Annotated in this window: 27 protein-coding genes; 15 read left to right on the top strand and 12 right to left on the bottom strand. The window is 66.9% G+C overall.

Annotated elements, in window-relative coordinates; all coding sequences use genetic code 11:
• Position 1 precedes the first annotated feature (1 nt).
• From rpe to ACEUEL_RS07390, 5 genes are all read right to left on the bottom strand, one after another.
• Positions 2-688, bottom strand: a complete 687-nt coding sequence (gene rpe, locus ACEUEL_RS07410) for a ribulose-phosphate 3-epimerase (protein WP_405703647.1) — start codon at positions 686-688, stop codon at positions 2-4.
• 183 nt (positions 689-871) lie between these two features.
• Positions 872-1,726: a glycine betaine ABC transporter substrate-binding protein gene (locus ACEUEL_RS07405; protein WP_405703646.1), complete on the bottom strand. Its 855-nt coding sequence runs from the start codon at positions 1,724-1,726 to the stop codon at positions 872-874.
• 49 nt (positions 1,727-1,775) lie between these two features.
• Positions 1,776-2,633 (bottom strand): ABC transporter permease, encoded by an 858-nt coding sequence (locus ACEUEL_RS07400; protein ID WP_405703644.1) that lies wholly within the window; start codon positions 2,631-2,633, stop codon positions 1,776-1,778.
• A 12-nt stretch (positions 2,634-2,645) separates the two neighbouring features.
• On the bottom strand, positions 2,646-3,845 hold the full coding sequence (locus tag ACEUEL_RS07395) for a quaternary amine ABC transporter ATP-binding protein (RefSeq protein WP_405703643.1): 1,200 nt from the start codon (positions 3,843-3,845) through the stop codon (positions 2,646-2,648).
• Between the two features lie 144 nt (positions 3,846-3,989).
• Positions 3,990-4,985, bottom strand: coding sequence for a P1 family peptidase (locus ACEUEL_RS07390; RefSeq protein ID WP_405703641.1), 996 nt, complete (start codon positions 4,983-4,985; stop codon positions 3,990-3,992).
• A 120-nt stretch (positions 4,986-5,105) separates the two neighbouring features.
• Here ACEUEL_RS07390 and ACEUEL_RS07385 point away from each other — a divergent pair, with 120 nt between their 5' ends.
• Positions 5,106-5,837, top strand: a complete 732-nt coding sequence (locus ACEUEL_RS07385; RefSeq protein WP_405703640.1) for a cytochrome c biogenesis CcdA family protein — start codon at positions 5,106-5,108, stop codon at positions 5,835-5,837.
• Positions 5,838-5,873: 36 nt separating this feature from the next.
• Positions 5,874-6,296: a hypothetical protein gene (locus ACEUEL_RS07380; RefSeq protein ID WP_405703638.1), complete on the top strand. Its 423-nt coding sequence runs from the start codon at positions 5,874-5,876 to the stop codon at positions 6,294-6,296.
• 45 nt (positions 6,297-6,341) lie between these two features.
• On the opposite strand, the gene ACEUEL_RS07375 is transcribed toward ACEUEL_RS07380, so the two are convergent.
• The 6 genes from ACEUEL_RS07375 to ACEUEL_RS07350 form a co-directional block, all read right to left on the bottom strand.
• Positions 6,342-7,442: a branched-chain amino acid ABC transporter substrate-binding protein gene (locus ACEUEL_RS07375; RefSeq protein ID WP_405703636.1), complete on the bottom strand. Its 1,101-nt coding sequence runs from the start codon at positions 7,440-7,442 to the stop codon at positions 6,342-6,344.
• 132 nt (positions 7,443-7,574) lie between these two features.
• The gene (locus ACEUEL_RS07370) at positions 7,575-7,922 is read right to left on the bottom strand and encodes a DUF6867 family protein (RefSeq protein WP_405706624.1); all 348 of its coding nucleotides are present in this window, start codon (positions 7,920-7,922) and stop codon (positions 7,575-7,577) included.
• Between the two features lie 118 nt (positions 7,923-8,040).
• Positions 8,041-8,754 carry an ABC transporter ATP-binding protein gene (locus ACEUEL_RS07365; protein ID WP_405706622.1) on the bottom strand — a complete coding sequence of 238 codons (714 nt, stop codon included), beginning with the start codon at positions 8,752-8,754 and terminating at the stop codon, positions 8,041-8,043.
• A 23-nt stretch (positions 8,755-8,777) separates the two neighbouring features.
• Positions 8,778-9,725, bottom strand: coding sequence for an ABC transporter ATP-binding protein (locus tag ACEUEL_RS07360; protein ID WP_405703634.1), 948 nt, complete (start codon positions 9,723-9,725; stop codon positions 8,778-8,780).
• On the bottom strand, positions 9,725-11,188 hold the full coding sequence (gene livM / locus ACEUEL_RS07355) for a high-affinity branched-chain amino acid ABC transporter permease LivM (protein ID WP_405703633.1): 1,464 nt from the start codon (positions 11,186-11,188) through the stop codon (positions 9,725-9,727). Before livM ends, ACEUEL_RS07360 begins: the two co-directional genes overlap by 1 nt.
• 7 nt (positions 11,189-11,195) lie before the next feature.
• Positions 11,196-12,113 carry a branched-chain amino acid ABC transporter permease gene (locus tag ACEUEL_RS07350; RefSeq protein ID WP_405703632.1) on the bottom strand — a complete coding sequence of 306 codons (918 nt, stop codon included), beginning with the start codon at positions 12,111-12,113 and terminating at the stop codon, positions 11,196-11,198.
• A gap of 332 nt (positions 12,114-12,445) precedes the next feature.
• Here ACEUEL_RS07350 and ACEUEL_RS07345 point away from each other — a divergent pair, with 332 nt between their 5' ends.
• Positions 12,446-12,937, top strand: a complete 492-nt coding sequence (locus tag ACEUEL_RS07345) for a flavin reductase (protein ID WP_405703630.1) — start codon at positions 12,446-12,448, stop codon at positions 12,935-12,937.
• A 12-nt stretch (positions 12,938-12,949) separates the two neighbouring features.
• Here the strand turns inward: ACEUEL_RS07345 and ACEUEL_RS07340 are convergent, their stop codons facing one another.
• The gene (locus tag ACEUEL_RS07340; RefSeq protein ID WP_405703629.1) at positions 12,950-14,137 is read right to left on the bottom strand and encodes a BaiN/RdsA family NAD(P)/FAD-dependent oxidoreductase; all 1,188 of its coding nucleotides are present in this window, start codon (positions 14,135-14,137) and stop codon (positions 12,950-12,952) included.
• Between the two features lie 197 nt (positions 14,138-14,334).
• On the opposite strand from ACEUEL_RS07340, the gene ACEUEL_RS07335 reads away from it, so the two are divergent.
• The 12 genes from ACEUEL_RS07335 to queA all read left to right on the top strand — a co-directional run bounded on the left by ACEUEL_RS07335 (position 14,335) and on the right by queA (position 26,317).
• Entirely contained in the window at positions 14,335-14,796 is a 462-nt protein-coding gene (locus tag ACEUEL_RS07335; RefSeq protein ID WP_405703628.1) for an SRPBCC family protein, read from the top strand.
• A gap of 191 nt (positions 14,797-14,987) precedes the next feature.
• A complete protein-coding gene (locus ACEUEL_RS07330) occupies positions 14,988-15,497 on the top strand; it encodes a (2Fe-2S)-binding protein (RefSeq protein ID WP_405703626.1) in 510 nt (169 codons plus the stop codon).
• A 61-nt stretch (positions 15,498-15,558) separates the two neighbouring features.
• The gene (locus ACEUEL_RS07325; RefSeq protein WP_405703624.1) at positions 15,559-17,928 is read left to right on the top strand and encodes a xanthine dehydrogenase family protein molybdopterin-binding subunit; all 2,370 of its coding nucleotides are present in this window, start codon (positions 15,559-15,561) and stop codon (positions 17,926-17,928) included.
• 105 nt (positions 17,929-18,033) lie between these two features.
• Complete coding sequence (locus tag ACEUEL_RS07320) at positions 18,034-18,837, top strand: FAD binding domain-containing protein (protein WP_405703623.1); 804 nt, start codon at positions 18,034-18,036, stop codon at positions 18,835-18,837.
• 27 nt (positions 18,838-18,864) lie between these two features.
• The gene (locus ACEUEL_RS07315; protein ID WP_405703621.1) at positions 18,865-19,494 is read left to right on the top strand and encodes a LysE family translocator; all 630 of its coding nucleotides are present in this window, start codon (positions 18,865-18,867) and stop codon (positions 19,492-19,494) included.
• 17 nt (positions 19,495-19,511) lie between these two features.
• A complete protein-coding gene (locus ACEUEL_RS07310) occupies positions 19,512-20,462 on the top strand; it encodes an AAA family ATPase (RefSeq protein WP_405703619.1) in 951 nt (316 codons plus the stop codon).
• Positions 20,463-20,469: 7 nt separating this feature from the next.
• Positions 20,470-21,687 carry a vWA domain-containing protein gene (locus ACEUEL_RS07305; RefSeq protein WP_405703617.1) on the top strand — a complete coding sequence of 406 codons (1,218 nt, stop codon included), beginning with the start codon at positions 20,470-20,472 and terminating at the stop codon, positions 21,685-21,687.
• Between the two features lie 100 nt (positions 21,688-21,787).
• Positions 21,788-23,368 (top strand): adenylate/guanylate cyclase domain-containing protein, encoded by a 1,581-nt coding sequence (locus tag ACEUEL_RS07300; RefSeq protein WP_405703616.1) that lies wholly within the window; start codon positions 21,788-21,790, stop codon positions 23,366-23,368.
• Between the two features lie 79 nt (positions 23,369-23,447).
• Positions 23,448-23,954 (top strand): pantetheine-phosphate adenylyltransferase, encoded by a 507-nt coding sequence (gene coaD / locus ACEUEL_RS07295; RefSeq protein WP_405703614.1) that lies wholly within the window; start codon positions 23,448-23,450, stop codon positions 23,952-23,954.
• Positions 23,955-23,994: 40 nt separating this feature from the next.
• Positions 23,995-24,537 (top strand): peptidylprolyl isomerase, encoded by a 543-nt coding sequence (locus ACEUEL_RS07290; protein ID WP_405703613.1) that lies wholly within the window; start codon positions 23,995-23,997, stop codon positions 24,535-24,537.
• A 96-nt stretch (positions 24,538-24,633) separates the two neighbouring features.
• Positions 24,634-25,089 carry a peptidylprolyl isomerase gene (locus tag ACEUEL_RS07285; RefSeq protein ID WP_405703611.1) on the top strand — a complete coding sequence of 152 codons (456 nt, stop codon included), beginning with the start codon at positions 24,634-24,636 and terminating at the stop codon, positions 25,087-25,089.
• A gap of 148 nt (positions 25,090-25,237) precedes the next feature.
• Positions 25,238-26,317, top strand: a complete 1,080-nt coding sequence (gene queA / locus ACEUEL_RS07280; RefSeq protein WP_405703609.1) for a tRNA preQ1(34) S-adenosylmethionine ribosyltransferase-isomerase QueA — start codon at positions 25,238-25,240, stop codon at positions 26,315-26,317.
• Positions 26,318-26,330: the final 13 nt, after the last annotated feature.

The raw sequence follows: 26,330 nt of genomic DNA, 5'->3' as shown, positions 1-26,330 counted from the left end.
TTCAAACCACGTCGCCGCGCGCCAGTGCGGCGGCTTCGCGAATGGCGGCGATATTGCGGGCATAGGCCTGGGCGCCACCCTTGAAGACGGCTGATCCGGCGACAAGCACCTCGCCGCCGGCAGCGGCGCAGGCGGCGGCGGTTTGTGCGGTCACGCCGCCGTCGATCTCGACCCGTATCGGCCGCTCCCCGATCAGCGAGCGCACCTGCCGCACCTTGTCCATCATCGCCGGCAGGAACGCCTGTCCGCCGAAGCCGGGGTTGACGGTCATGACGACGACAAGATCGAGCAGGTCGATCACATGCTCGATCGCGCTTGCAGGGGTCGCCGGATTGATCGCGACGCCGGCCCGCTTCCCAAGCGCGCGAACGGTCTGGAGCGAGCGGTGCAGGTGGGGGCCTGCCTCCGCATGGACGCTGATGAGATCGGCGCCGGCCTTGGCGAACGCCTCGAGATAGGGATCCACGGGCGCGATCATCAGATGGACATCGAGCGGCTTTTCGGTCAGCGGGCGGATGGCGCGGACCACCTCGGGACCGAAGGAGATGTTCGGCACAAAGTGCCCGTCCATGACATCAATATGGATCCAGTCAGCGCCAGCGGCATCGACCGCCCTGACTTCCTCGCCGAAGCGGGCAAAGTCGCAGGCGAGGATCGACGGGGCGATAATGAGAGAGCGGGGCGGCATGGCGTATCTCCGATCGACCGCGCCGTAGCATCCCCATCCCGCCAAGGCAACGCGATCGGCATCGGCTCCTTCACAAGAATGAGGCCGGGATCAACCCGGCCTCGAGTGCGATGCGCTGACCGCATCAGGAGTTGGCGCGAGGGCGGGCGGCTGGAACAGCCGCAGTCCGTCCTGCCGGGCCGCTCACTTCGACCAGGCTTCGACCTTCGCCTTGTTCGCGGCGATCCACGCCTTGGCGGTGGCCGCAGGATCGGCGCCCGGCTTGTTGTTCTCGACCATCACGCCCTGCTCATCGGCGAGCGACAGCGCGAAATTGTCGAGGATCTTGTAGGCCTCCGGCGCCTCGGTCTTGAGCTTGGTCGAGACGACGGTGTTCACCGTCTCCTCGCCGCCGAACACGCCCTTGGGGTCCGCCAGGTACTTCAGGTCCCATTCGGCGAACATCCAATGCGGCGTCCACGTGGTTATGATGATCGGCTCCTTCTTGGCGTAGGCGTCCTTGAGTGCGGCCACCATGGTCGCATCCGATCCCTCGACCAGCTTGACCGGCAGGGCGTATTCCTTGATCGCCTTTTCCGACGCCTTCATCAGGCCGGCGCCGGGATCGATGCCGATCACCTTGCCGCCGAACTTGGCGGGATCCTTCTTGATGTCCTCGATGGTGGCGATGTCCACATAGGTCGGCACGGCCCAGCCGATCTTGGCGCCGGAGACGTTCGGCCCGAGATCGACCACCTTGTCCTTCAGCTTGGCGTAGTAGGCCGCATGGGTCGCTGGCAGCCAGGCGGCGACCATGGCGTCGGCCTCTCCGGTCGCGACAGCCTGCCACATGGCGGCGCCCGAGAGCGGCACGATCTTGACCTTGTAACCCTTCTCCTCCAGCGCAGCCTTGACGATGTTCGTGGCCACGACCGCGTCCGACCATTCGACATAGGCGATGGTCAGGTCCTTCTTCTCGGCGTGGGCGCCGCCAATAGCGAAGCCCAGCACCGAGGCGGCCACGGCCGCCGTTTTCATCAGGTTTCCGAGTATCGACATCTGTCTGCTCCACTCCGGTTATGGTTCTGGAATCGGTCTCGCGCGGGGGTTATCCCGCCCGCTCTCGGTCGCGGCGCATGTGACGCGCGACATGCTGGGTGATGCGGTCGAGAATCACGGCGAGCACCACGATGGCGATGCCGGCCTGGAAGCCCTGGCCCGCCTCGAGCCGCTGGATCGCCTTCCACACTTCGCCGCCAAGGCCGCCGGCGCCGATCATGGCCGCGATCACCACCATGGAAAGCGCCAGCATGATGGTCTGGTTGATACCCGCCATGATGGTGGGGATGGCGAGGGGAAGCTGGACCTTGAACAGCTTCTGCCACTTGCTCGACCCGAACGCATCGGCAGCTTCCACCAGTTCAGGTGGCGTCTGCAGGATGCCGAGCGCGGTGAGGCGAATGGTCGGCGGCATGGCGAAGACGATCGTCGCGAAGCAGGCGGAGACCGCGCCGAGGCCGAAGAACGGGATGGCCGGGATGAGGTACACGAAGCTCGGCATGGTCTGCATCATGTCGAGCGCGGGCGCGACGATGCGCCAGAACCGCTTCGAGATCGCCGCACCCACCCCGATCGGAATGCCGATGGCCAGCGCAAACATGGTCGATACCAGCACCAGCACGAGCGACTGCACGGTCGCCCGCCAGAGCTCGAGGTTCCACAGGAAGGCGAAGCCGAGCATCGAGAACAGCGCGATGCGCGCCGTGGTCAGCCGCCAGATCAGCAGTCCCAAGGCGATGATCACCAGCCAGGGGGGCAGGTCGACGAGGAAATCGGTGGTCGATTCGATGCCGGTGCCCACCACCGCGCTGATCGCACGGGTAAGCGGTGAGAAGTGTTCCGTCGCCCAGTCGAGCGCGACATCGCACCATTCGGCGAGCGGAATGCGGGGAATCTCGAAATCCATGTTCCGCTGCTCTCAGTGGACGGCGTTGGTGTGGCGCCGGGCGAGCGTCGCGACGAGGTCGACATTGGCGATGACGCCGCGCAACTCGCGATCGGCGCCGATGACGGCGATCTCGCCCCGCCCTGCGGCGAGCTTGGCGACAGCATCGTTGAGGGTCGCACCGGCGGACACGCAGGCATCGGTATCGGTGAGGAGCAGCCGCAGTTCCGTGTCGCCCGCCGCCTTCAGCGTTCCGGCATCGACCGTTCCTTGAAAGCGCCCCTGCTCGCAGACCACCGTGACGACCGGCTCGCCCGATTGCGTCAGGATCGCCAGCGCCTCCGCGGCGCTGCTGTGCCAGGGCTTCACCGCCGCTGGTGCGCGCATCGCATCGCCGGCGGTCACCACTCCCAGAACGTCGATGTGCTCGACGAAGCGGCGCACATAGTCGTCCGCCGGGTTGGCGAGGAAGTCCGCCGCCGTGCCCTGCTGGACGACACGCCCGTCCTTCATGAGCACGATGCGGCCGCCGAGGGCTATCGCCTCGTCGAGGTCGTGGCTGACGAAGACGATCGTCTTCTTGAGGCGCTTCTGGAGCGCGACGAGCTCCTGCTGCATGTCGCGGCGAATGAGGGGGTCGAGGGCGCTGAACGCCTCGTCCATCAGCAGCACATCGGGATCGAGCGCAAGGGCGCGGGCGAGGCCCGCCCGCTGCTGCATGCCGCCGGAAAGCTGCGAGGGATAATGCCGGTCCCAACCCTTGAGCCCGACCGTTTCGATGGCGGCCAAGGCCCGCTCTTCGCGCACCGACGGAGCGACACCCTGTACCTCCAGCCCGTACTCGACATTTTTCAGGATGGTCCGGTGCGGAAACAGCGCGAACTGCTGGAACACCATGCCGAACCGCGTCCGGCGGAAGGTCATCAGGTCGCGCTCATTGAGGGCGGTGACGTCGACATCGTCGACTATGACGCTGCCGGCCGTTGGCTCGATCAGCCTGTTGATGCAGCGCAGACAGGTCGACTTGCCCGAGCCGGACAGCCCCATCACGACGAGGATCTCGCCCTCCGCGATATCGAACGTGACGTCCTGCAGCCCCACCACCGCGCCGGTGGCTTTCAGGATTTCGGCGCGGCTCTGTCCCGCCGCCAGCAGCGGCAGTGCTGCCGGGGCGTTATCGCCGAATATCTTGGTAAGACCGCGAACACGGATGCGAGGCCGTTGATCGGTCATGAGCGCCCCTCTTTGTCGAGCGGAGTGTCAGGCGCATGGCAGCTATGCCGATTGGACAGATACGACAGGCGCGGCTGGAAAAGCGACAATTGCGTAATGCGCTGCCGCGGCTATTGCGTCGGCGTCAATAGCCTGTCCGTGATCTCACCGCCGGGGCCATCGATCACGCCAGGCCGGCAGCGCGTCAGGGTAGGGAAGGGCGGTCGCGGAATAGACCGCGCGGGCACAGGCCCGGGCCAGCGTGCGCACGACGGCGTCGCCGATCAGCGCGAGATCGAAGATCGGGTCGGCCAGCGGGCGCTTGCCGGTCGCGGCGACAAAGATGGTGTCACCATCGAGCGGCGTGTGGACCGGCCAGATGGCATGAGCATAGCCGTCATGGGCCATGGCCGCGAGCCGCTTGCACTGCGCCTTGGTAAGTACCGCGTCGGTGGCGACAAGGGCGATGGTGGTGTTCGCGCCCGGCGGCAGGCCCTTCAACGGCGGGCGCTCCGGCAGCGCGGGCAGGGGATGTGGCAGGCCGAGCCCGCCGAACTCGCCGTCCTGCTCGAACGGCGCCGCCCAGAAATGCGGGCCGTCGCCGAGATTGGTGGCACCGCAGGCATTGACCGCAACGATGGCGCCGACGGTGTGGCCGGTCGGCGCGAGCATGGAGGCTGAGCCGAGGCCGCCCTTCAGGTTCACCGTCGTCGCCCCAGTGCCCGCACCGATCGTGCCGAGCGGGAAGTCCAGCGAGGCGGCACTCGCTGCGGCGTAGCCGATGTCGCGATAGGGCGAGAAGCGCCCCCAGTTCTTGTCGCCGCCATTGATCAGGTCGAACAGCACGGCGCCGGGGACGATCGGCACGATCGCGCTGCCGACGGGAAAGCCGATACCCCGTTCCGCCAGTGAAGCCACGACTCCCGCGGCGGCATCGAGCCCGAAGGCCGAGCCGCCCGACAGCGTGATGGCATGGATGGCGCCGACGGTCTCGTCCGGCGCCAGCAGATCGGTCTCGCGCGTGCCGGGCCCGCCGCCGCGTACATCCACCGAGGCGACCGCCGGCTCGTCGAACAGGATGGCGGTCACGCCGGATCCAAGGGTGAGATCGCCTGCATTGCCGACCTTCAGCCCCGCAACATCGGTGATGAGGTTACGCATGGTCCGATCCTCCCTTTGCTTCCGCCTATCACATCCGGGCGAGAGGAGAACAGGCCGCATTGCGCCGGTCCCACCGTCCGTGCAACTGGAGGAGCCACCAACGGTACGGAAATCGACCTCATGGCCGACGTCACGCTGCCGGCGGCCTTTGTCGCCGGCCTCGCCAGTTTTGCCTCGCCCTGCGTGCTGCCGCTGGTGCCTCCCTATCTGTGCTATCTCGCCGGCACCAGCCTCGACCAGATCACCCATGCGGCGCCGACCGATGCCGCCGCGCGCCGTACGCTCGGGGCGGCGCTGCTGTTCGTCGCGGGCTTTTCCACCGTGTTTGTCCTGCTCGGCGCAGGTGCCTCGGTGGCGGGCGCCTATCTCAGGCTCTATTCGCAGGAACTCGCCATCATCGCCGGCGTCGCCATCCTGCTGATGGGGCTGCATTTCCTCGGCGTCTTCCGGCTCGGCTGGCTGACGCGGACCAAGCGCGTGCATGTCGAGGCGCCCGCGGGACTGGCGGGTGCCTATGCCATGGGTCTCGCCTTTGCCTTCGGCTGGACCCCCTGCATCGGGCCAGTGCTGGCGGCGATCCTCGCCGTCGCGGCGTCCGAGCAGACCCTGACGCGCGGGGCGGGGCTGCTGGCGATCTATTCGATGGGGCTCGGCGTGCCCTTTCTCCTCGTCGCGGCGATGGCCAAGCCGGCGATGCGGCTGCTCATGCGCGCGCGCGGCTACCTGCCGGCGATCGAGAAGGGCATGGGCGTGCTGCTGGTGCTCACCGGCATCGGCTTCCTCTCCGGCTGGATCGCGCAGGCGAGCTTCTGGCTGCTGGAGATGTTCCCGGCGCTCGGGCGGCTGGGGTAACATCGGCGCTTGCATGGCGTCGGCTTGGGGATGGCTATGTGGCCCCATCTTCATCTCGACGGGGCAGCGATTGAGAGCTTCGCCTCCTGCGAGGGGCGGGTGATCCATATTCTGCGGATCGACGATCTGTTGCCGCTTCCCGTCGGACCTGCCCCGCTGAGCCAGCTTCTGGCCTGCAGCCAGCGGCTGTTCGGCGGGACGGGCGATCACTTTGCCGTTCTGCCGGCGGACGGCTTCTGCGAGCCCGCGCGCATTCAGCGGTTCTTCGACCATCGCGTGTCGCGAACGGCGTCGTGCAGCGACGTCCTTGTCTTTCCTTACGCGGATGGCGGGCTGATCAGCGCCTGCCACGTCCTCCTGCCGTTCCAGGATGACGCGGGCGCCGCCCCGGCTTCGTGGTGGCGGCCGCCGCATGATTTCGCGGCCAGGCTGGGCACCACGAAAAAACCCGCCGGCTGATCGCCGGCGGGTCCATCACGTCAAACACGCCCGCGGGCGTGGTGGTCACAGCTCGGTGTAGCCGCCGTCCTTCCAGACGTAGACGACGTAGTCGAGGTTGGTGCGGTCGCCCTTCTTGTCGAAGGTCAGCTTGCCGAGCACCGTGTCGAAGGCGGCGCCCGAGTGCACATACTCAGCGACCTTCTTCGGGTCGAGCGACTTGGTCGCGGCGACGGCCTGCTGGATCACCTGGCCGGCGGCGTAGGAATAGAGCACGTAGCCTTCCGGATCGATGCCCTTCTTCTTGAACTCGTCCACGACCTTGGCCGCGGCCGGGTTCTTGCGCGGATCGGGGCCGAAGGTCATCAGCGTGCCCTCGGCGCCGGGGCCGGCGATGGTCCAGAATTCCTTGTCGGTGATGCCGTCGCCCGAGAACAGGACGGTCTTCATGCCCTGGTCGCGCATCTGGCGGACCAGGAGACCGGCTTCGGTGTGCAGGCCGCCGTAGTAGAGGATGTCGACATTCGCCGCCTTGAGCTTGGAGACGAGCGCCGAATAGTCCTTCTCACCCGGGTTGATGCCCTCGTAGATGACTTCCTTGATGCCGGCCTTGTTCATCGACTTCTGCGTCTCGTCGGCGAGACCCTTGCCGTACGGGGTCTTGTCGTGGACGATCGCGATCTTCTTGCCCTTGAGGTTCTTCTCGATGTACTCGGCGGCAACGAGGCCCTGCTGGTCGTCACGGCCGCAGGTGCGGAACACGTTCGACAGGCCGCGCTCGGTGAGCTTCGGGTTGGTCGACGCCGGGGAAATGGCGAGCACCCCCGCTTCGGCATACTGCTCTGAGGCCGGGATCGATACGCCCGAGTTGAAGTGGCCGATCACGAACTTCACGCCATCCGCGATGAACTTGTTCGCAACCGAGACGCCCTGCTCGGGTTTGGACGCGTCATCGCCGACGATGATCTCGACCTTCTGGCCGAGAAGGCCACCGGCGGCGTTCACGTCGGCCGCCCACTGCTCGGCGCCGTTCTTGAGCTGCGCGCCGAACGTGGCGTTCGCGCCGGTGATCGGGCCGCCGACGCCCACCTTGACCTGCGCCTGGGCAGGGGCGCCGAGCGCCATGGCGGCGCCGAGCGCGATGCCCGCAAACAGAAGTTTCTTCATGAACTTTCCCCTAGATGGTTAAGCGGAGGATCGATCTTCGGTGGCCCGAAGGCCGGGTCGTCGCCCCTGGAGCGACATCATGCCGTTTTCTTTGTCGCTGTCGACGGAGAACACGCGCATGACGGAGCGGATTCAAGCAGATTCCTTGGAAGTTGTGCGCCAGCCGAAGGTTCCGGCGCGGTCGTAGAGCCACCTGTACCGGGTGGCCATCTGCTCGGAGCGTGTAGCGCGAAAGCCCAGCGTCGTTACCGCGATGAGAAACGCCGTGTCGGAGAAGAAGTGCGGCAGCGACAGCAGAGTGCCTTCGAACAGCGCGAAGTGGAAGAAGCGCACCACGCAGCCCAGCAGAACAGCATAGACGATGGCCTGCCGGTAAGGGCGCCAGGTCGAGGCGATGGCGCGCCCCGAAAGCCAGGCCGCGCCGCCGCCGAGGAACAGGGTGACGAGCGCAAAGTCGATGCGCGACACTTCCACGACCAGCGGCGGCCAGAAGATCCAGGCGGCGAGCACCGCCAGGATCACCGCGGCAGGGAGCACGACCGCGAGGCTCCCCGGCGAGCCCTGGGCGATGAGAGTACCGATACGTGCGTCGGCCATGTCAGTGCCTCCCGCCTTCGAGATAGGCTGCCCGCACCTCCGGCCGCGCCAGCAGTTCCTGGCCGCCGCCCGACATGGTGACGAGGCCGTTGACCATGACATAACCGCGATGGGCGAGCTTCAGCGCGTGGAAGGCGTTCTGCTCGACTAGGAACACGGTGAGCCCCTCGGTCTTGTTCAGATCGCTTATCGCATCGAAGATGAGCTTGACGATCAGCGGCGCGAGACCGAGCGAGGGTTCGTCGAGCATCAACAGGCGCGGGCGGCTCATCAGCGCGCGACCGATCGCGAGCATCTGCTGCTCGCCGCCCGAGAGCGTTCCGCCGCGCTGGTTCGCCCGCTCCTTGAGACGGGGGAACATGTCGAAGACGCGCCGCAGATCCTCGTCGAAATGAGCGAAGCCGTCGATCGACGCCCCCATCTGGAGGTTCTCGAACACGGTCATGCGCGGGAAAATACGCCGTCCCTCGGGCGACTGCGCTATCTTGAGCTGGGCGATCTCATGGGTCGGCATCCGCGTGATGTCGCGCCCCTCGAAGCGGATCGTTCCCTCTCGGGCCCGCGGCTGGCCGAAGATCGTCATCATCAGCGTCGACTTGCCGGCACCGTTGGAGCCGATGAGCGTGACGATCTCGCCCTGGTGGACGTCTACGTCCACGCCCTTCAGGGCCATGATGTTTCCGTAGAACGTCTTGACGCCGCGGATGCCGAGCATGGGCGTGCGGGTATCGGTCTCGCTCAAGACGCGCTCTCCGTCGAAATCTCGGCTTCCACCTCGTCGACCGCCTCTTCGTCGATGCCGAGATAGGCGGCGATGACGCGCGGGTCGTTGCGCACCTCGTCCGGCGTACCGTCGGAGATCTTGGTGCCGTAGTCGAGCACGACGACGTGGTCGGAAATCTCCATCACGACGCTCATATCGTGCTCGATCAGCAGGATCGAGGTGCCGTGCTCGGCGCGGATCGCCCGCAGCAGCGTGTTGAGCTCGAGGCTCTCACGCGGGTTGAGGCCGGCGGCGGGTTCGTCGAGGCAGAGCAGCACCGGATCCGCGCACATCGCCCGGGCGATCTCAAGGCGGCGCTGGGCTCCGTAAGGCAGATCGCCGGCGGGGTCGTCAGCCCGATCCAGCAGGCTCACCTGATCCAGCCAATACTTCGCCTTGTCGATCGCGCCCCGTTCGGCGCGTTTGTAGGAAGGCAGGCCGAGCAGGCCTTTGATCGACAGGCCGGAGGCGGTCATGAGCGCGTTGTGCTGCGCGACCATCAGGTTTTCCAGGACGGTCATGCCGCCGAACAGGCGGATGTTCTGGAAGGTCCGCGCCACCTTGGCCTCGGCGGCGACACGGTAATCCGGCATGCGCTCGAGAAGAAATACCGAGCCGTCCGAGCCCGGCAGCACTCGCTCGCCCACCGCCGTCACGGTGGCGACTTCCACGGGCGTGGGTGTCCGGGGATGGCCCAGCGTCAGCCGCCCCTCGCTGGGCTTGTAGAAGCCGGTGATGCAGTTGAACACCGTCGTCTTGCCGGCGCCGTTCGGACCGATGAGAGCGGTGATGTCGCCGCGCCCGACATTGAAGGATAGGTCATTGACGGCGACGAGGCCGCCGAAGCGCATGAACAGATGCTCGACCGAAAGGATCGGATCCCCTTCCCAGCGGCGGGGATTGGCGGAGGATGCGGACGACATCAGCCGTGGCCCTCCTTCACGAGGCTGCCGGACACCGACTTGCGCTCCTTCAGGAAGATGGTCGGGTCGCGTCCGGAGACGAGGCCGCGCGGCTTCCACACCATGATCACCACCATGGCGAAACCGAACAGCAGCATGCGGTAGAGGCTCGGATCGAAATCGTCGCCGAAGAACTGCTTCAGGAAGCCGAGATTGCGCAGCATTTCCATGCCGCCCATCATCACCGCGGCCGAAACCGCGACGCCGATCTGCGAGCCCATTCCGCCGAGCACGACGATGGCCAGGATCATCGCCGAAACGTCGAAGGTGAAGCTCTCCGGGCTGACGAAGCCGGCGCGCACGGCAAAGAACGAGCCGGCGAAGCCGCCGAACATGGCGCCCGTGGCGAAGGCCGTGAGCTTGGTGTTGGTGGTGTTGATGCCCAGCGAGCGGCAGGCGATCTCGTCCTCGCGCAGGGCTTCCCACGCCCGGCCCACCGGCAGCATGCGCAGCCGCGTGGTGGCAAAGGCGGTGATCAGCGCAAGCGCGAGGATCACGAAATAAAGGAAGATGATGCGGTGCATCGGGTTGAACTCAAGCCCGAACAGCGCCGCGAAACCGTCCTCGCTGGCATTGAAGGGAATGCCGAAGAAGGTGGCGCGCGGGATTGAGGCGATGCCGGCGCCGCCGCCGGTGAAATCCACCCAGTTGATCAGCACCAGGCGGATGATCTCGCCGAAGGCCAGCGTCACGATGGCGAGGTAGTCGCCGCGCAGCCGCAGCACCGGGAAACCGAGGATCATGCCCCACAGCCCGGCGAAGACGCCGGCGAGCGGCAGGCAGAACCAGAACGCCCAGTTCGCCCAGAAGGTGGCCCCGAAGATGCCGGCAAAGAAGTCGTTGATCGGCGCCGAGGTCGCCAGCAGCGCATAGGTGTAGGCACCCACCGCATAGAAGGCGACGTAGCCGAGATCGAGCAGGCCGGCGAGGCCGACGACGATGTTGAGCCCCCAGCCCAGCATCACATAGGTCAGGATGAGGATGCCGAGATCGATGACGTAGCGGCTTTCGGTGAGCCCGCCGAGGGAGAAGGCCGCGATCGCCGGAAAAAGGATGGCGAAAGCGAGCAGCGCCGGCTTGGCTGCCGGCTGGATCGCCATGGCGGCCTGGGCGATGGGCCCCGGGCCCGCCTTCACCTTTACTACCCGGTTCGGCGACCAGACGGTGAGGTTGAGGAGGAGCCGACCGATGGTGACGATTGCGACCATGATGGCGAGCAGCGCCGGCCGGTAGTTCAGGCCCAGCGCGGCAATGCCGGTGCCGCTGTCGCGCACGACGGTTTCGAAGCCGACGAGCGGACCGAGAAGTCCGAGCGTGATCAGGCCGGTGCAGAAGGCATCCTTCAGGGCCGGGCCAAGCACGGCTTCCGAGCGGGCAGGAACCTGCGCCCCTGCCGGCGCGGTCTCGGCGGTCTGGATGGCCATGGCGTCCTCACACCTTCTCGACTTCCGGCCGCCCGAGCAGACCTTGCGGCAGGAAGATCAGCGTGATGGCGAGGATCGAGAACGCAGCCACATCCTTGTATTCGATCGAGAAATAGGCGGACCAGAAGACCTCGATCAGGCCGATCAGCAGCCCGCCCAACACCGCCCCGGGGAGGGACCCGATGCCGCCGAGCACGGCGGCGGTGAAGGCCTTGACGCCGGGCACGAAGCCATCCGCGAAATGGGCCACGCCATAATACATCAGGTACATCACACCGGCGACGGCGGCGAGCGCGGCGCCGATGACGAAGGTCAGCGAGATGGTGTGGTCCACATTGATGCCGAGCAGCGCCGCCATCTTGCGATCCTGCTCGCAGGCGCGCTGGGCGCGGCCCAACGAGGTCTTCTGCACCAGATACCAGAAGCCCGCCAGCAGTACCGCCGTCAGTACCATGATGATCACCTGCTTCCAGGCCAGCGTCACCTGGTAGCCATCGCGCTCCATCAGCACGATCACATCGGTGACCATGGGGGGCACCGGCTTGTTGCGCGGGCCCTGCGCCACCTGGACGAAGTTGGCGAGAAAGATCGACATGCCGATCGCCGAGATCATCGGGGCCAGCCGGAACGAACCGCGCAGGGGGCGGTAAGCGACCCGCTCGATCGCCCAGTTCATCAGCGAGGTGAAGAACATGGCGACCACCAGCACGATCGCCAGAGCGAGGAAGATGGAGGTGATGCCGAGCACCGTCGTCAGCAGCAGGAAGCAGACCAGCGCGATGAAGGTCGACACCATGAACACGTCGCCATGGGCGAAATTCACCATGCCGATGATGCCGAACACCATGGTGTAACCGATGGCGATGAGGCCGTAGATCGAGCCGAGCGTCAGCCCGTTGATCAGCTGCTGAACGAAAATGTCCATGTCGGTGTCGGCTCCGGGGGAGACTGCGGGCGCCAACGGCCGCTGCGGCCGCTTGCCCAGTATCTGTTCGTGACCAGTCGCTAGGCGTTACCGAAAAGTCTTAGCGCGGCCACGCTTAGGATACAATTCGATCGAAAGGCGAAATGCAACCTATCGATGACGGTGATATATAGGTATCATGATATAGAATATTGGATGTTTCCGCCAAGGTCGCCGTCCCCGCGCGACATCGCGTCGGAGGTGCCCATTTCCCCCGCCCGGCGGTTTCCGCTTTTCAAGCCCGACGGCTCGGCTTTATGCACAGGCTTCTCGAAGCTGCCGCAGAGGGGCGAGTGAACGACCGTCATGCCGATGCCGGACTGTATCGCGAGGCGATGAGTCGGCTCGTCGCCGCCGTCCATGTCGTGACCACCGATGGCGCGGAAGGGCGCGCCGGCTTCACCGCGACGGCGGTTGTCTCCGTCTCCGACAGCCCGCCGACGCTGCTGGTCTGCCTCAACCGGCGGGTGACCACGGCGCCGCGCTTCCATTCGAGCGGCATCTTCGCGGTCAACATGCTGGCGGGAGGCCAGGAGGCCGTGGCACAGGCGTTCGGCGGTCGGCTCGGCCTCTCCCTGGAGCAGCGCTTCGGTGTCGGGGAGTGGCATGCGGGTCGCCTTGGCGCGCCGGTGCTTGTCGGCGCGCTGGCCAGCTTCGAATGCCGTCTCGCGGAGGTTCGGACCATCGCGACCCACGACGTCCTCGTGGGGCGCGTCGAATCGGTGGCGCTCGGCGCCAGCCGTGAGGGGCTGGCATATGTCGGCCGTAACTACGTCATCGTCTGAAGCCGTTGCCGCTTAGACGCTCTGGCCGGCACACCAGCCCGATGCCCAGGCCCACTGGAAATTGTAGCCGCCGAGCCAGCCCGTCACGTCGACTACCTCGCCGATGAAGTAGAGGCCGGGAACGTTGCGGGCCTGCATCGTGCGCTGGTCGAGTTCGCGGGTGTCGACCCCGCCAAGGGTGACCTCGGCGGTACGGTAACCCTCCGAGCCCACCGGCTTCATGCGCCATTCGCCGACTGCCCGGGCCAGACTGCGCAGATACGAATCGGCCGCATCGGCCAGCCGTTCCGGCCCCGGCGTCGCTTCCACGAGATACTGCGCCAGCCGGCGAGGGAGCAGGGCGGCGAGCGCCGTCTGCACCGCCTGCCGCCCGTTGCGTGCGCGTTCCTCCCGCAGTGCCTGGAGGACGTCCTCTTCCGGCAGAAGCGAGAGCACGATCTCGTCGCCCTCGCGCCAATAGGAGGATATCTGGAGGATCGCGGGCCCGCTCAGCCCTCGGTGGGTGAACAGGATGGCCTCGTCGAATGCCGTGCGCGCATGCATGGCGCGGCCGGAGACCGAGACGCCCGCCAGCGGCGCCAGGCGATCGAGCAGGTGCGGATCGAGCGTGAGGGGCACAAGACCCGGGCGGGTGGGCACGATGACGAGGCCGAACTGCCCCGCGATATCGTAACCGAAACCCGTCGCGCCCATTTTCGGGATCGACTTGCCGCCTGTCGCGACCACCAGCGACCGACAGGTGATCACCTCGTCGGTCAGTGAAACGGAAAACCCCTCCGCCATCCTCCCGATGGCGTCGACCGACCGCGAGAGCCGCAACTCGACGCCGGCCAACCGCATCTCGGCGAGGAGCATGTCGACGATCTGGCGGGCCGACCCGTCACAGAACAATTGCCCGAGCGTCTTTTCGTGCCAGGCGATGCCGTGGGTCTCGACCAGCGACAGGAAATGGCGCGGCGTGTAGCGCTTGAGCGCGGAGATGCAGAACGCCGGATTGGCCGAGAGGAACCGGGCCGGCATCACGTCAAGGTTGGTGAAATTGCAGCGTCCACCGCCGGATATGCGAATTTTCTCACCCGGCGCACGAGCATGGTCGAGAACCATGACCCGCCGTCCGCGTCGACCCGCCTCGATGGCGCACATCATGCCGGCGGCACCCGCGCCGATGATGATGACGTCGAACTCTTTTCCCCGCAGCATGCCGGCCCCTCCGGCCGCCGCCTATCCGCAGCTCGCGTCCGCTGTCAACCGCGATCCGCTTTCCCGCTCCTCAAGTTGCTGGACGCGCGAGCCCACCGGTCGTTTAGTGTGCACCGGCGCCGGTGCCACGTGACCGGCGTCCTCCCATGAGAATCAAGAATGCCGCCCGCGGCAGCAAAGCCTGAGAGGAGAGTGCCATGGCACTGGAGATGACCGGTTCCTACGAACTGCCCGTCGCCCGCGAAGTCGTCTGGGCTGCGCTGAACGATGCAGAAATGCTCAAGCGCTGTATCCCCGGCTGCGAGGAGTTGGAGAAGCTCTCCGACACCGAATTCCGTGCCGTCGCGGTCGCGAAGGTCGGTCCCGTCAAGGCGCGCTTCAAGGGCAAGGTGGCGCTGACCGATCTCGATCCGCCCAGCGGCTACAGGATTTCCGGAGAGGGCGACGGCGGCATCGCTGGATTCGCCAAGGGCGGGGCGACGGTGGCGCTCGCTCCGACCGCCTCGGGCACCACACTCTCCTATGCGGTCGAGGCGCAGATCGGCGGCAAGCTCGCCCAGCTCGGCCAGCGTCTCGTGGCGGGCACGGCCAAGAAGATGGCTGACCAGTTCTTCGACAATTTCGCGAAAGCCGTGACGGGCGGAGAGGCAGCCGCCTGAGAAGCGGTAGCGGGCTGCAAAATTGTCGGCGGGACCCCGCCGCGCTCCCTTGACCCGGGCCATGGGACGGTTTCAGACTGGAACAAATAAAAATTCGGCTCGATCGAGCCGAAATAGGGGAGGCCGAAAGCCGGAAACCGGCTGGAGGTGGCCGGATCGGCCGAGAGCGCACCTGCCCAGGAGAATTTCAGATGTCCAATCCAGCCAAGATTTCCGTCTCGTTGGTCGTCAACGGGCGCCCCGTGGCGGCCGATGTCGATCCGCGCAAGCTGCTGGTGCAGCTCCTGCGGGAGGATCTCGAACTTACCGGAACGCATGTCGGCTGCGACACCAGCCAGTGCGGTGCGTGTACCGTCCACGTGGACGGCGTCGCGGTGAAGGCCTGCACGATCTTCGCCGCACAGGCGCAGGGGACGAGCGTCGTCACCATCGAGGGTCTGGCCCACGGCGCCACGCTGCACCCGATGCAGGAAGCCTTCCGGCAAAATCACGGCCTGCAGTGCGGTTTCTGCACGCCCGGCATGATCATGGCGGCCGTCGACATCGTGAATCGCCACGGCGCGGGCGTCGATGAGCATACCGTGCGTGAGGAACTCGAAGGCAACATCTGCCGCTGCACCGGCTACCACAACATCGTGAAATCGATTCTCGACGGCGCGCAGGCGACAGCCGGCGCCGCCCATATAGCCGCCGCCGAATAAGACCCCGCAAGGCAGCGCCCGGCGTCGAGCCGGGGCGATATAAAAATCCGGGAGAACGCCAATGACCGTCACCAGGATCGGCGAGGCGGTGCGCCGCAAGGAAGACCATCGGTTCATCACCGGCAAGGGCCAATACACCGACGATATCGGCCGCCCGCGCCAGACGCAGGCCTATTTCCTGCGCTCGCCGCATGCCCATGCGAATATCCGTCGCATCGACACGACAGCCGCCGCGGCAATGCCGGGTGTCGTCGGCGTGCTCACCGGATCGGATCTCGCCCAAGACAAGATCGGCGACCTGATCTGCGGCTGGATGATCCATTCGAAGGACGGCAGCCCTATGAAAATGGGCTCCCATCCCGCGCTGGCGAAGGACAAGGTGCGCTATGTCGGTGACCATGTCGCGGTCGTCGTCGCCGAGACGCTCGACCAGGCGCGCGATGCCGCGGCCGCCATCGAGGTCGACTACGAGGTGCTGCCTGCCGTCGTCGATCTCGCCCATGCGCAGGAGGCGGGGGCTCCCCAACTGCATGACGTGGCGCCGCGAAACACCGCCTTCGAGTGGCATCTGGGCGACAAAGCCACCACCGATGCGGCCTTCGCCCGCGCTCACCACGTCACCAAGCTCGACATCGTCAACAATCGCCTCGTGCCCAACCCGATGGAGCCGCGTGCGGCGATCGGCGACTATGACAGCGGCAACGACGCCTACACGCTCTGGACCACGAGCCAGAACCCGCACGTCGCCCGCCTGGTGTTGTCGGCCTTCGTCGGCATCGCTCCCGAGCACAAGCTGCGCGTGATCGCGCCGGACGTCGGCGGCGGCTTCGGCTCGAAGATCTTCATCTATGCCGAGGAGACGGTCTGCGCCTGGGCCTCGAAGCGCGTAGGCCGGCCGGTGAAGTGGACGTCGGACCGCTCAGAGGCATTCCTGTCGGATGCTCATGGCCGCGACCACATAACCCGCGCCGAGCTGGCTCTCGACGAGCGGGGGCGCATTCTCGGCATGCGGGTGAAGACGCTCGCCAATATGGGCGCGTATCTCTCCACCTTCGCGTCGTCGATCCCGACCTATCTCTATGCGACGCTGCTGTCGGGGCAGTACGACATTCCGGCGATCTATTGCGAGGTCGATGCGATCTATACCTCCACCGCTCCGGTGGATGCCTATCGCGGTGCCGGGCGGCCCGAGGCGACCTTTGTGGTCGAACGGCTGGCCGAAGTCGCCGCGCGCGAGATCGGCATGGATCCCGCCGATTTCCGCAAGCGCAACTTCGTGAAGTCCTTCCCGCACCAGACGCCGGTCATCATGACCTATGACGCCGGCGACTATCGCGCATCCTTGGAAAAGGCGATGGAGATCGCCGACGTGAAGGGCTTCGGTCGCCGCAAGCGCGAGGCGGCCCGCCGCGGCAAGCTGCGCGGCCTCGGCTATTCCTGCTACATCGAGGCATGCGGCATCGCGCCCAGCCAGGCGGTCGGATCCCTCGGCGCCGGTGTCGGCCTGTGGGAGAGCGCCGAGGTGCGCGTCAACCCGACGGGCAATGTCGAGGTGCTCACAGGCTCGCACAGCCACGGGCAGGGGCATGAGACGACCTTCGCCCAGTTGGTGTCGTCCCGGCTCGGCATCCCCATCGACAATGTCGTGATCGTCCACGGCGATACCGACAAGGTGCAGTTCGGCATGGGCACCTACGGATCGCGCTCGGGCGCGGTGGGCATGTCGGCCATCGTCAAGGCGCTCGACAAGGTCGAGGCGAAGGCGAAGAAGATCGCGGCGCATCTCCTCGAGGCCGCCGAGGGCGATATCGAATTCAAGGACGGCAAGTTCTCCGTCGCCGGCACGGACCGGGCGGTCGATTTCGCCTCGGTCGCGCTGAATGCCTATGTCGCCCACAAGTTTCCCACCTCGGAGATCGAGCCGGGGCTGAAGGAGGGCGCCTTCTACGATCCGACCAACTTCACCTTCCCGGCCGGCACCCACATCTGCGAGATCGAGATCGATCCGGACACGGGGCGCTCGACCATCGCCAACTGGACGGCGGTCGACGATTTCGGTGTGGTCATCAACCCGATGATCGTCGAGGGGCAGGTGCATGGCGGCATCGCCCAGGGCGTCGGCCAGGCGCTGCTGGAAGGTGCCGCCTACGACAAGGACGGCCAGCTCGTCACCGGCTCGTTCATGGATTACGCCATGCCGCGTGCGGACGACCTGCCGAGCTTCAAGATGGGCTTCACAGAGACGCGCTGCCCGTCCAACCCGCTCGGCATCAAGGGCTGCGGCGAGGCCGGCGCCATCGCCGCTCCGGCTGCGGTCATCAATGCGATCACCGACGCGCTGGGTACCGAGGCGGTGCCGATGCCCGCGACGCCCTCCGCGGTGTGGAAGGTCGTGCAGGCGCGGCAGGCCGCGGCGAAGGCGGCGGAATAATCGAATGCCGATCTTCCTGCCCCGGAGCTTGGGCGCCGGGGAGGGGAAACGGCATGATGCCATCGAGCCGGCCGCGAGGCCGCGTGAGGAACGGGAGAATTCCCAATGTTCGCCTTCAACTACCATCGCCCGGCCAGCGTTCGCAAAGCGACCACGCTGCTCGGCGGCAATGAGGACGCCAAGCTCCTCGCGGGTGGGCAGACGCTGATCCCGACTCTGAAGCAGCGCCTCGCCAGCCCCGGCGATCTCATCGATCTCGGCGCGGTGCCCGACCTTGCCGGCATCGAACTGCGTGGGCGCACGTTGTCGATCGGTGCGATGACGCGGCACGCCGCCGTGGCCGCCTCGCCGATCGTCCGCGAGGCCGTCCCCGCACTTGCCGACCTCGCCGGTGTCATCGGCGATCCGGCCGTGCGCAACCGGGGCACCATGGGCGGTTCGGTCGCCAACAACGACCCATCGGCGGACTACCCCGCAGCCGTGCTCGGGCTCGGCGCCACCATCGTGACGACCCAGCGCCGCATCGAGGCGGACGACTTCTTCCAGGGCCTGTTCGAGACGGCGCTGGAGCCGGGCGAGATCATCACCCGCTTCCAGTTCCCGGCCGTGCGAAAGGCGGGCTATGAGAAGTTCCGCCACCCGGCGTCCCGTTTCGCGCTGGTCGGGGTGTTCGTCGCCAAGCGGACCAGCGATATCCGCGTCGCCGTCACCGGCGCATCGCAGAGCGGCGTGTTCCGCTGGACCGAGGCCGAGGAAGCCTTGAAGAAGCGTTTCGCGGCGAAATCACTGGAGGGAATCGCCCCACCGCCGGCCGACGACATGATCTCCGATATTCACGGTAGCGGCGCCTATCGCGCCCACCTCGTCACGGTGATGGCGCGGCGGGCGGTCGAGAAGGCGGCGGGCTAACCACCAAAGGCGGAGCGCTGGGCGTTCATGGACCGGCTGGGGGCATTCTTCCTCACCTGCCTGCTCATCGAACTTTCGCCCGGCCCCAACACGACCTATCTCGCCGGCCTCGCGCTCGCACAGGGGCGCCGGGCCGGCGTTGCCGCTCTCATAGGCGCCAGCCTCGGATTGTTTGCGGTCGGCTCGCTGGCCGTCCTCGGTCTCGCCAAGCTGATCGTGCACTCTCCGGCGGCATTCGAGGCGCTGCGCGTCGCCGGCATACTCTATCTGTTCTGGCTTGCCTTCGACGCATGGCGCGACAGCCGGGTGCTGGTGGTGACGCCCGCTGGCCAGGAGACGAGCCACGGCAGAGCCTATGTCGGCTATGTCGCCCGCGGCTTCCTGTCCAATGTCCTCAACCCGAAGGCGGCGATGTTCTACCTCGCCGTCATCCCGGCCTTCGTCCAGCGCGACTGGCATCCGCATGTCGTTCAGAACGCCGTGCTGGCAGGCATCTATGTCGGCGTCGCGACAGCGATGCATTTTGCCGTCGTCTTTTCGGCGGCGCGCATCGGCTCCTTCCTCGTCACACCTCACCAGGCCCGGCGGGTGCGGCAGGGGCTGGCGCTGATGCTGGTGCTTGTCGCCGTCTGGTTCGCATGGGAAACCAGGGGCTGACCACGCTGGAGATACGGATGGCCAGGAAGAGCCCGCCCGGAGCGGAGGCAGCGCCGACGGCGTTGCCGGCATCAATCGATGAAACCCTGGCACTGCTCACGCGCGGCTCCTATGTCGCCGGCCGACCGCTTGCGACCGTCGTATTCCTCGCCCTGCGTATGGGCCGACCGCTCTTCCTCGAAGGTGAGGCCGGAGTCGGCAAGACCGAGATCGCCAAGGTGCTCGCGGCTGCGCTCGGCCGCCGGCTGATCCGCCTGCAGTGCTATGAAGGCCTCGATCTTTCCAGTGCGGTCTATGAATGGAACTACGCCGCGCAGATGATCGCCATCCGAGCCGCCGAGGCAAGCGGCACTGCGAATCGCGAGCGTCTCGTCGAGGACGTCTTCTCCGAGCGCTACCTCGTGCGCCGCCCGCTGCTGCAGGCGCTGGAGCCCGACCCGGCCGGCCCGCCGGTCCTGCTCGTCGATGAGCTCGACCGCACCGATGAAGCGTTCGAGGCTTTCCTTTTGGAAGTGCTGTCCGATTTTCAGGTGACCATCCCGGAACTTGGCACGGTGCGCGCTTCGCAGCCTCCCATCGTCATCGTGACGTCGAACCGCACCCGCGAGGTGCATGACGCGCTCAAGCGGCGATGCCTCTATCACTGGGTGGACTATCCCGACGCCGAGCGCGAACTGGCGATTCTTCGCACGCGCCAACCGGACGCGCCGCGGCGGCTGTCACGCGAGGTGGTCGGTTTCGTCCAGGCGATCCGCAAGGAAGACCTGTTCAAGGCACCCGGCGTGGCCGAGACGCTGGACTGGGCTTCGGCGCTTGTCGAGCTCGATGCCGCCGCCCTCGACCCCGCCGTCGTCGGCGATACGCTCGGCGTGCTGCTGAAATATCAGGACGACATCGCCCGCACCGACGCCGGCCGCATCGAGGTGCTTATCCAGGATGCGCGGGTGGCGGCGAAGGCGATGGGGTGACCCGCGCATGCGCGAAGGCCGCCTCGCCGACAACATCGCCTATTTCGCCCGCGCGCTGCGCGCCGCCGGCCTGCCCGTAGGGCCGGGCGCCGTGCTCGACGCGGTGCGGGCGGTCGAGACCGCCGGCGTCGGCGCGCGCGAGGATTTCTACTGGACGCTGCACGCCGTGCTGGTGACGAAGCGCGAGCAGCACCTGATCTTCGATCAGGCCTTTGCCGTCTTCTGGCGCCGCCGCCGTTTCCTCGAGAAGATGCTGGCGATGATGTCGCCCGCGGCGCCCGGCACGCCCAAGCGCGAGCGCCCCCCGGTGCGGCGCATCGAGGAGGCGATGTTCGCCGGCATCGGCGAGCGCCGCGAGGAGGAGAAGCCGCGGGTCGAGGTTGAATCCCGGCTCACCGTCTCAGCCGATGAGGTGCTGCGCGGGAAAGACTTCGCGCAGATGTCGGCAGCGGAAATCGCGCAGGCCCGGCGCCTGATCGCCCGGCTCCGGCTGCCGGACGACCGCGTCGTCACGCGCCGTCTGGTGGCCGATGCGCGCGGCGCCCGGCTCGACCTGCGGGCGACGCTGCGGGCGGCGCTGCGCTCGGGCGGGGTGCCGATACTGCTGCGACGGCGCGGGCCCGGCGAGCGGCGCCCGCCGCTGGTGGCCTTGCTCGATATCTCCGGCTCCATGGCGGATTATTCACGGCCCGTGCTGCATTTCCTGCATGCGCTCGCCGACTCGCGCCCGGGTGTGCACACGTTCCTGTTCGGCACGCGGCTCACCAATGTCACCCGCGCGCTCGCCCATCGCGACCCGGACGAGGCGCTGGAGCAGGTGGCTGGCACCGCGAGGGACTGGTCCGGTGGTACCCGCATTGCCACCTCGCTGCACGCCTTCAACCGCGACTGGTCGCGCCGCGTGCTGGGGCAGGGCGCGACGGTGCTGCTGATCACCGACGGGCTAGAGCGCGAGGGCGACGGTCGCCTCGCCTTCGAGATGGACCGGCTGCACCGTTCCTGCCGTCGTCTGGTCTGGCTCAACCCGCTGCTGCGCTTTGATGGCTTCGCGCCGCGCGCGGCCGGGATGCGGGCCATGCTGCCCCATGTCGACGATTTCCGGCCGATCCACAACCTCGCCAGTATGGAGGCGCTGGTGGCGGCGCTCGGTGCCGGGTCACCTCGTGGCTCGGGCACCGACCTCGCCCGCTGGCGGCGCGCCGACCGAGCGCGGGCGATCGGTTGAAACCCGTTCGTAAATTCCCGGATGCCGGCCCTATGGCCGCCTCCGCCTCTCGGCTAGTATGAGGCGCCGCGCGGGAGCGGTCATTCGCGATGGGGCGGACATGGCGGGCGCGGCAGGCAAGGGCGACCACAGGAGCCGTCGGCAGGTGGCGCTTGTCGCCCTCATGGTGGCCGCGCTGCTGGCTGGCCTCCCGGTCACGGCGTGGCTGGACCTCACCAGCCTGTCCGAGCAGCTGCTGCGGCGGCAGGCGGACGAGATCGGCCGCATCATCGACGACATGCGCAATTTCTACGCGAATGACGTGATCGCTCGCGTGGTGCAGAGCCATGTCGCCGTCCCCACCAGCGACTACAAGAATGTCGAGAACGGCATTCCCATTCCGGCGACGCTGTCCATCGAGCTCGGCAGGCGCATCAGCCAGCGCGATGCCGACGCCAAATACCGCTTCGCCTCCGATTACCCGTTCCCGGGGCGCGACCAGCCGCTCGACGATTTCGAGCGCGGAGCGATCACGACGCTGCGGGCGGATCCCTCGAAGCCGGTGGTCGAGGTGTCCGGCACCATCTTCGACCGCACCATCCGCGTCGCCGGGCCTGTGAAGATGGGGCAGGCCTGCGTCTCCTGCCATAATTCCGATCCGCGCAGCCCGAAGAAGGACTGGAAGGTCGGCGACGTGCGCGGCATCCAGGAGATCACCATCTCGCAGCCGATCGCGGCGAATATCTTCTCGTTCAAGTACTCGATGGCCTATTTCGCCATCGCCTCCGCCATCGGCCTGCTGTTCATCCGCCTCCAGCATCGGCAGGCGATCGCCGTGCGCCGCGCCAACAACGAGCTGACCGAGGCGAACGACTTCCTGGCCGGCATCTCGATGAAGATCGCCAAATACCTGCCGCCGCAGATCTACAAGAGCATTTTCTCCGGCCAGCGCGACGCCGCCATCGCCACCGAGCGCAAGAAGCTCACCATCTTCTTCTCCGACATCGTCGACTTCACAGCCACCACAGAGCGCCTCCAGCCGGAGGACCTCACCGCGCTGCTGAACGAGTATTTCACGGAGATGTCGACCATCGCGCTGCGCCACGGCGCGACCATCGACAAGTTCATCGGCGATGCGATGCTGGTGTTCTTCGGCGATCCGGAGACCAAGGGCGCGGCGGAGGACGCCCGTGCCTGCCTGATCATGGCGGTGGAGATGCAGCACCGTCTCGCCGAATTGAACGCGCAGTGGCGGTCCAAGGGCATCGAGAAGCCGTTCCAGGCCCGGATGGGCATCAACACCGGCTATTGCAACGTCGGCAATTTCGGCAGTGACGACCGCATGGACTACACCATCATCGGCGCCGAGGCGAACCTCGCCGCCCGGCTGCAGTCGATCGCCGGGCCCGGACAGGTGGTGCTGAGCTACGAGACCTTCGCGCTGGTCCGCGATGTGGTGCGCGCCTATCCGCTGCCGCCGATCACCATGAAGGGCATCAGCCGCGAGGTGGTGCCCTATCGCGTCGACGGGCTGGTCGGCGAGGTGATCCAGCGCGCCAATGTCATCAGCGGCCAGGGGCAGGGCGTGGAACTGTTCCTCGATCTCGATGTCATCGACGAGGGCTCGGTCGCCCGTACCCGGCGCCTGTTGGAAGACGCGCTGGCGGCGCTGAAGAGCCGCGAGGGTCCCCGCCCGGCGTGAGCAGTGCCGGTCAATGCCGTCGGCGCTTGCGTGGCACCGCGTCCGCCGCTAACCCTTCCGCGCCCTCGGAACCATGCTGATGACACCGCACGTCGCCTTCTATCCCGGCTCCTTCGACCCGCCCACCAACGGCCATCTCGACGTTGCTCGCGCGTCGGCGCGCGTAGCCGACAAGCTGGTCGTGGCGATCGGCGTGCACCCCGGTAAGGCCCCGATGTTCCCCGCTGCCGAGCGGCTCGACATGCTGCGGCAGGTCTTCGCCCCCATCGCCGAAGCCGAGGGTGCCGCGTTCGACTGCGTCACCTTCGATGATCTCGTGGTGAACGCGGCCCGGCGCGCCGGCGCGACACTCCTGATCCGCGGCCTGCGCGACGGCACCGATCTCGACTATGAGATGCAGATGGCGGGGATGAATGCCCAGCTCGCTCCCGACATCCAGACCGTATTTCTTCCCGCTTCGCCCACAGTTCGCCCCATCACCGCCACGCTGGTGCGCCAGATCGCGGCGATGGGCGGTGACGTGTCGGCCTTCGTGCCGGCGCTCGTCCGCGAGAGGCTAGCCGAACGCCTTGGCCGCACGGGCTGATGCCGTGGCGGGTATCCCATCCAACCGGAGTTGCCGATTCATGATCCGTCGCCTCTTCACCGCCGCCGCCGTGCTCCTCGCGCTCGCGTTGCCGGCGGCTGCGCAGACCAAGAAGCCCGATCCGCAGAACACCCTCTATCTCGACACCACCTATGGCCGCGTGGTCATCGCGCTGCGCCCGGACATCGCTCCCAAGCATGCCGAGCGCCTGAAGACGCTGGCCCGCGAGGGTTTCTACAACGGCGTGCCGTTTCATCGCGTGATCGAGGGCTTCATGGCCCAGACCGGTGATGGCCAGTTCGGCAACGGAACCGGCGGCTCGAAGTACCCGGACCTGCCGGCCGAGTTCTCCAAGGTGCCGTTCAAGCGCGGCACGGTCGGCATGGCCCGCACTTCCGATCCGAACAGTGCCAACTCGCAGTTCTTCATCACCTTCGGTGACGCCTCGTTCCTCAACGGCCAGTACACCGTGGTCGGTGAGGTCGTCTCCGGCATGGAGTTCATCGACAAGATCAAGCGCGGCGAGCCGGTGGCGAACCCCGACAAGATCATCAAGATGCAGGTCGCGGCCGACGCCAAGTAGGACGGCCCGGCGACACGCAGTCGGGCGTCCCGCGTGGACGCCCCGCCCCCCGCGGGCCGCGATAATCGGCCCGTCACTTACCTACAGGAGACAGACATGAGCGAGACCGAGAGCACGCTGTTGCTCGAGACCACCCAGGGCCCCGTCAAAATCCGCCTGCGCCCGGACCTCGCCCCCGGCCATGTGGCCCGCATCACCGAACTGGCCAAGCAGGGCTTCTACGACGGTGTCGTGTTCCACCGCGTGATCGACGGCTTCATGGCGCAGACCGGCGACCCGACCGGGACCGGCCGTGGCGGCTCGGGCCAGAAGCTGAAGGCCGAGTTCAACAAGGGCAAGCATGTGCGCGGAACGGTCTCCATGGCCCGCGCCCAGCATCCCGATTCGGGCGACAGCCAGTTCTTCATCTGCTTTGCCGATGCCGGCTTCCTCGACGGCCAGTACACCGTCTGGGGCGAGGTGATCGAGGGCATGGACAACGTCGACAAGATCAAGCGCGGCGAGCCGGTTCAGAACCCGGACAAGATCGTCTCCGCCAAGGTCGCGGCGTGACCGGCGGCTATAGCCGGTCCTGAGCCGATCCCGTCATCCCGGACGCGCGCAGGCGCGATCCGGGATCGTCGTCTCCAGACGTTGCTCGACACACGGACGGCGGCGATGCACCGCTCCGCCGTGGTGACGACGACGCCAGCCGATTCTGATGCGCGTCGACCTGTTCGATTTCGATCTCCCGCCTGAGCGTATCGCGCTGCGTCCCGTGGCCCCGCGTGATGCCGCACGGCTGCTCGTCGTGCGGCCCGGCAGCGCGCCGGAACTCGACGACCGGCATGTGCGCGACCTGCCCGAGCTTTTGCGGGCAGGGGACGCTCTCGTGGTCAACGATACCCGCGTGCTGCCGGCGCGGCTCGACGGCATTCGCCGACGCGCGACGGGGGAGGGTGTTCGGGTCGAGGCCATGCTGCACAAGCGTGTCGGCGCCGATGGCTGGCTCGCCTTCGCCCGTCCGGGCAAGCGGCTGGCGGTCGGCGACCGCATCCGCTTCGGCGAGGGCCGCGGCGAGGCCTGCTCCCTTGGCATGCTCGACGCGACGGTCGACGCCAAGGGCGAAGGTGGCGAGGTTCATCTGCGCTTCGACCTTGCCGGTCCGGCGCTGGATGCCGCAATTGCCGCCGCAGGGCACATCCCTCTGCCACCCTACATCGCTGCCAAGCGCGCGGAAGACGCGCAGGATCGCGCCGACTACCAGACCATGTTCGCGCGCGAGGAGGGCTCCGTGGCAGCTCCCACTGCCGGCCTGCACTTCACGCCGGAGCTGATCGCGCGTCTCGACGCCGCCGGCATCGAGACCCATCGCGTCACCCTGCATGTGGGTGCGGGCACCTTTCTCCCGGTGAAGGCCGACGACACTGCCGGACATCGTATGCATTCGGAGTGGGGGCAGGTGCCGGAGGAGACGGCGGCCGGGCTGAACGCCGTCCGGGCGCGGGGAGGGCGCATCGTCAGCGTCGGCACCACCGCGACGCGGCTGCTCGAGAGCGCCGTCGGCGCGGACGGGCAGTTCCGCGCGTGGGCCGGTGACACGGACATTTTCATTACGCCCGGTTATCGCTTCCGGGCGATCGACGGGATGCTGACCAACTTCCACCTGCCGCGCTCGACCCTCGTCATGCTGGTCGCCGCCTTCATCGGTCACGACGCGCAGAAGCGTGCCTATGCGCACGCCATCGCCGACGGATATCGCTTCTATTCCTACGGCGACGCCAGCCTGCTGCTGCCCTGATCGCGATTAGCTG

Source organism: Ancylobacter terrae (assembly GCF_045108345.1).
In the GTDB taxonomy this organism is placed as follows: domain Bacteria; phylum Pseudomonadota; class Alphaproteobacteria; order Rhizobiales; family Xanthobacteraceae; genus Ancylobacter.
This window is presented reverse-complemented; position numbering and strand designations above follow the sequence as displayed.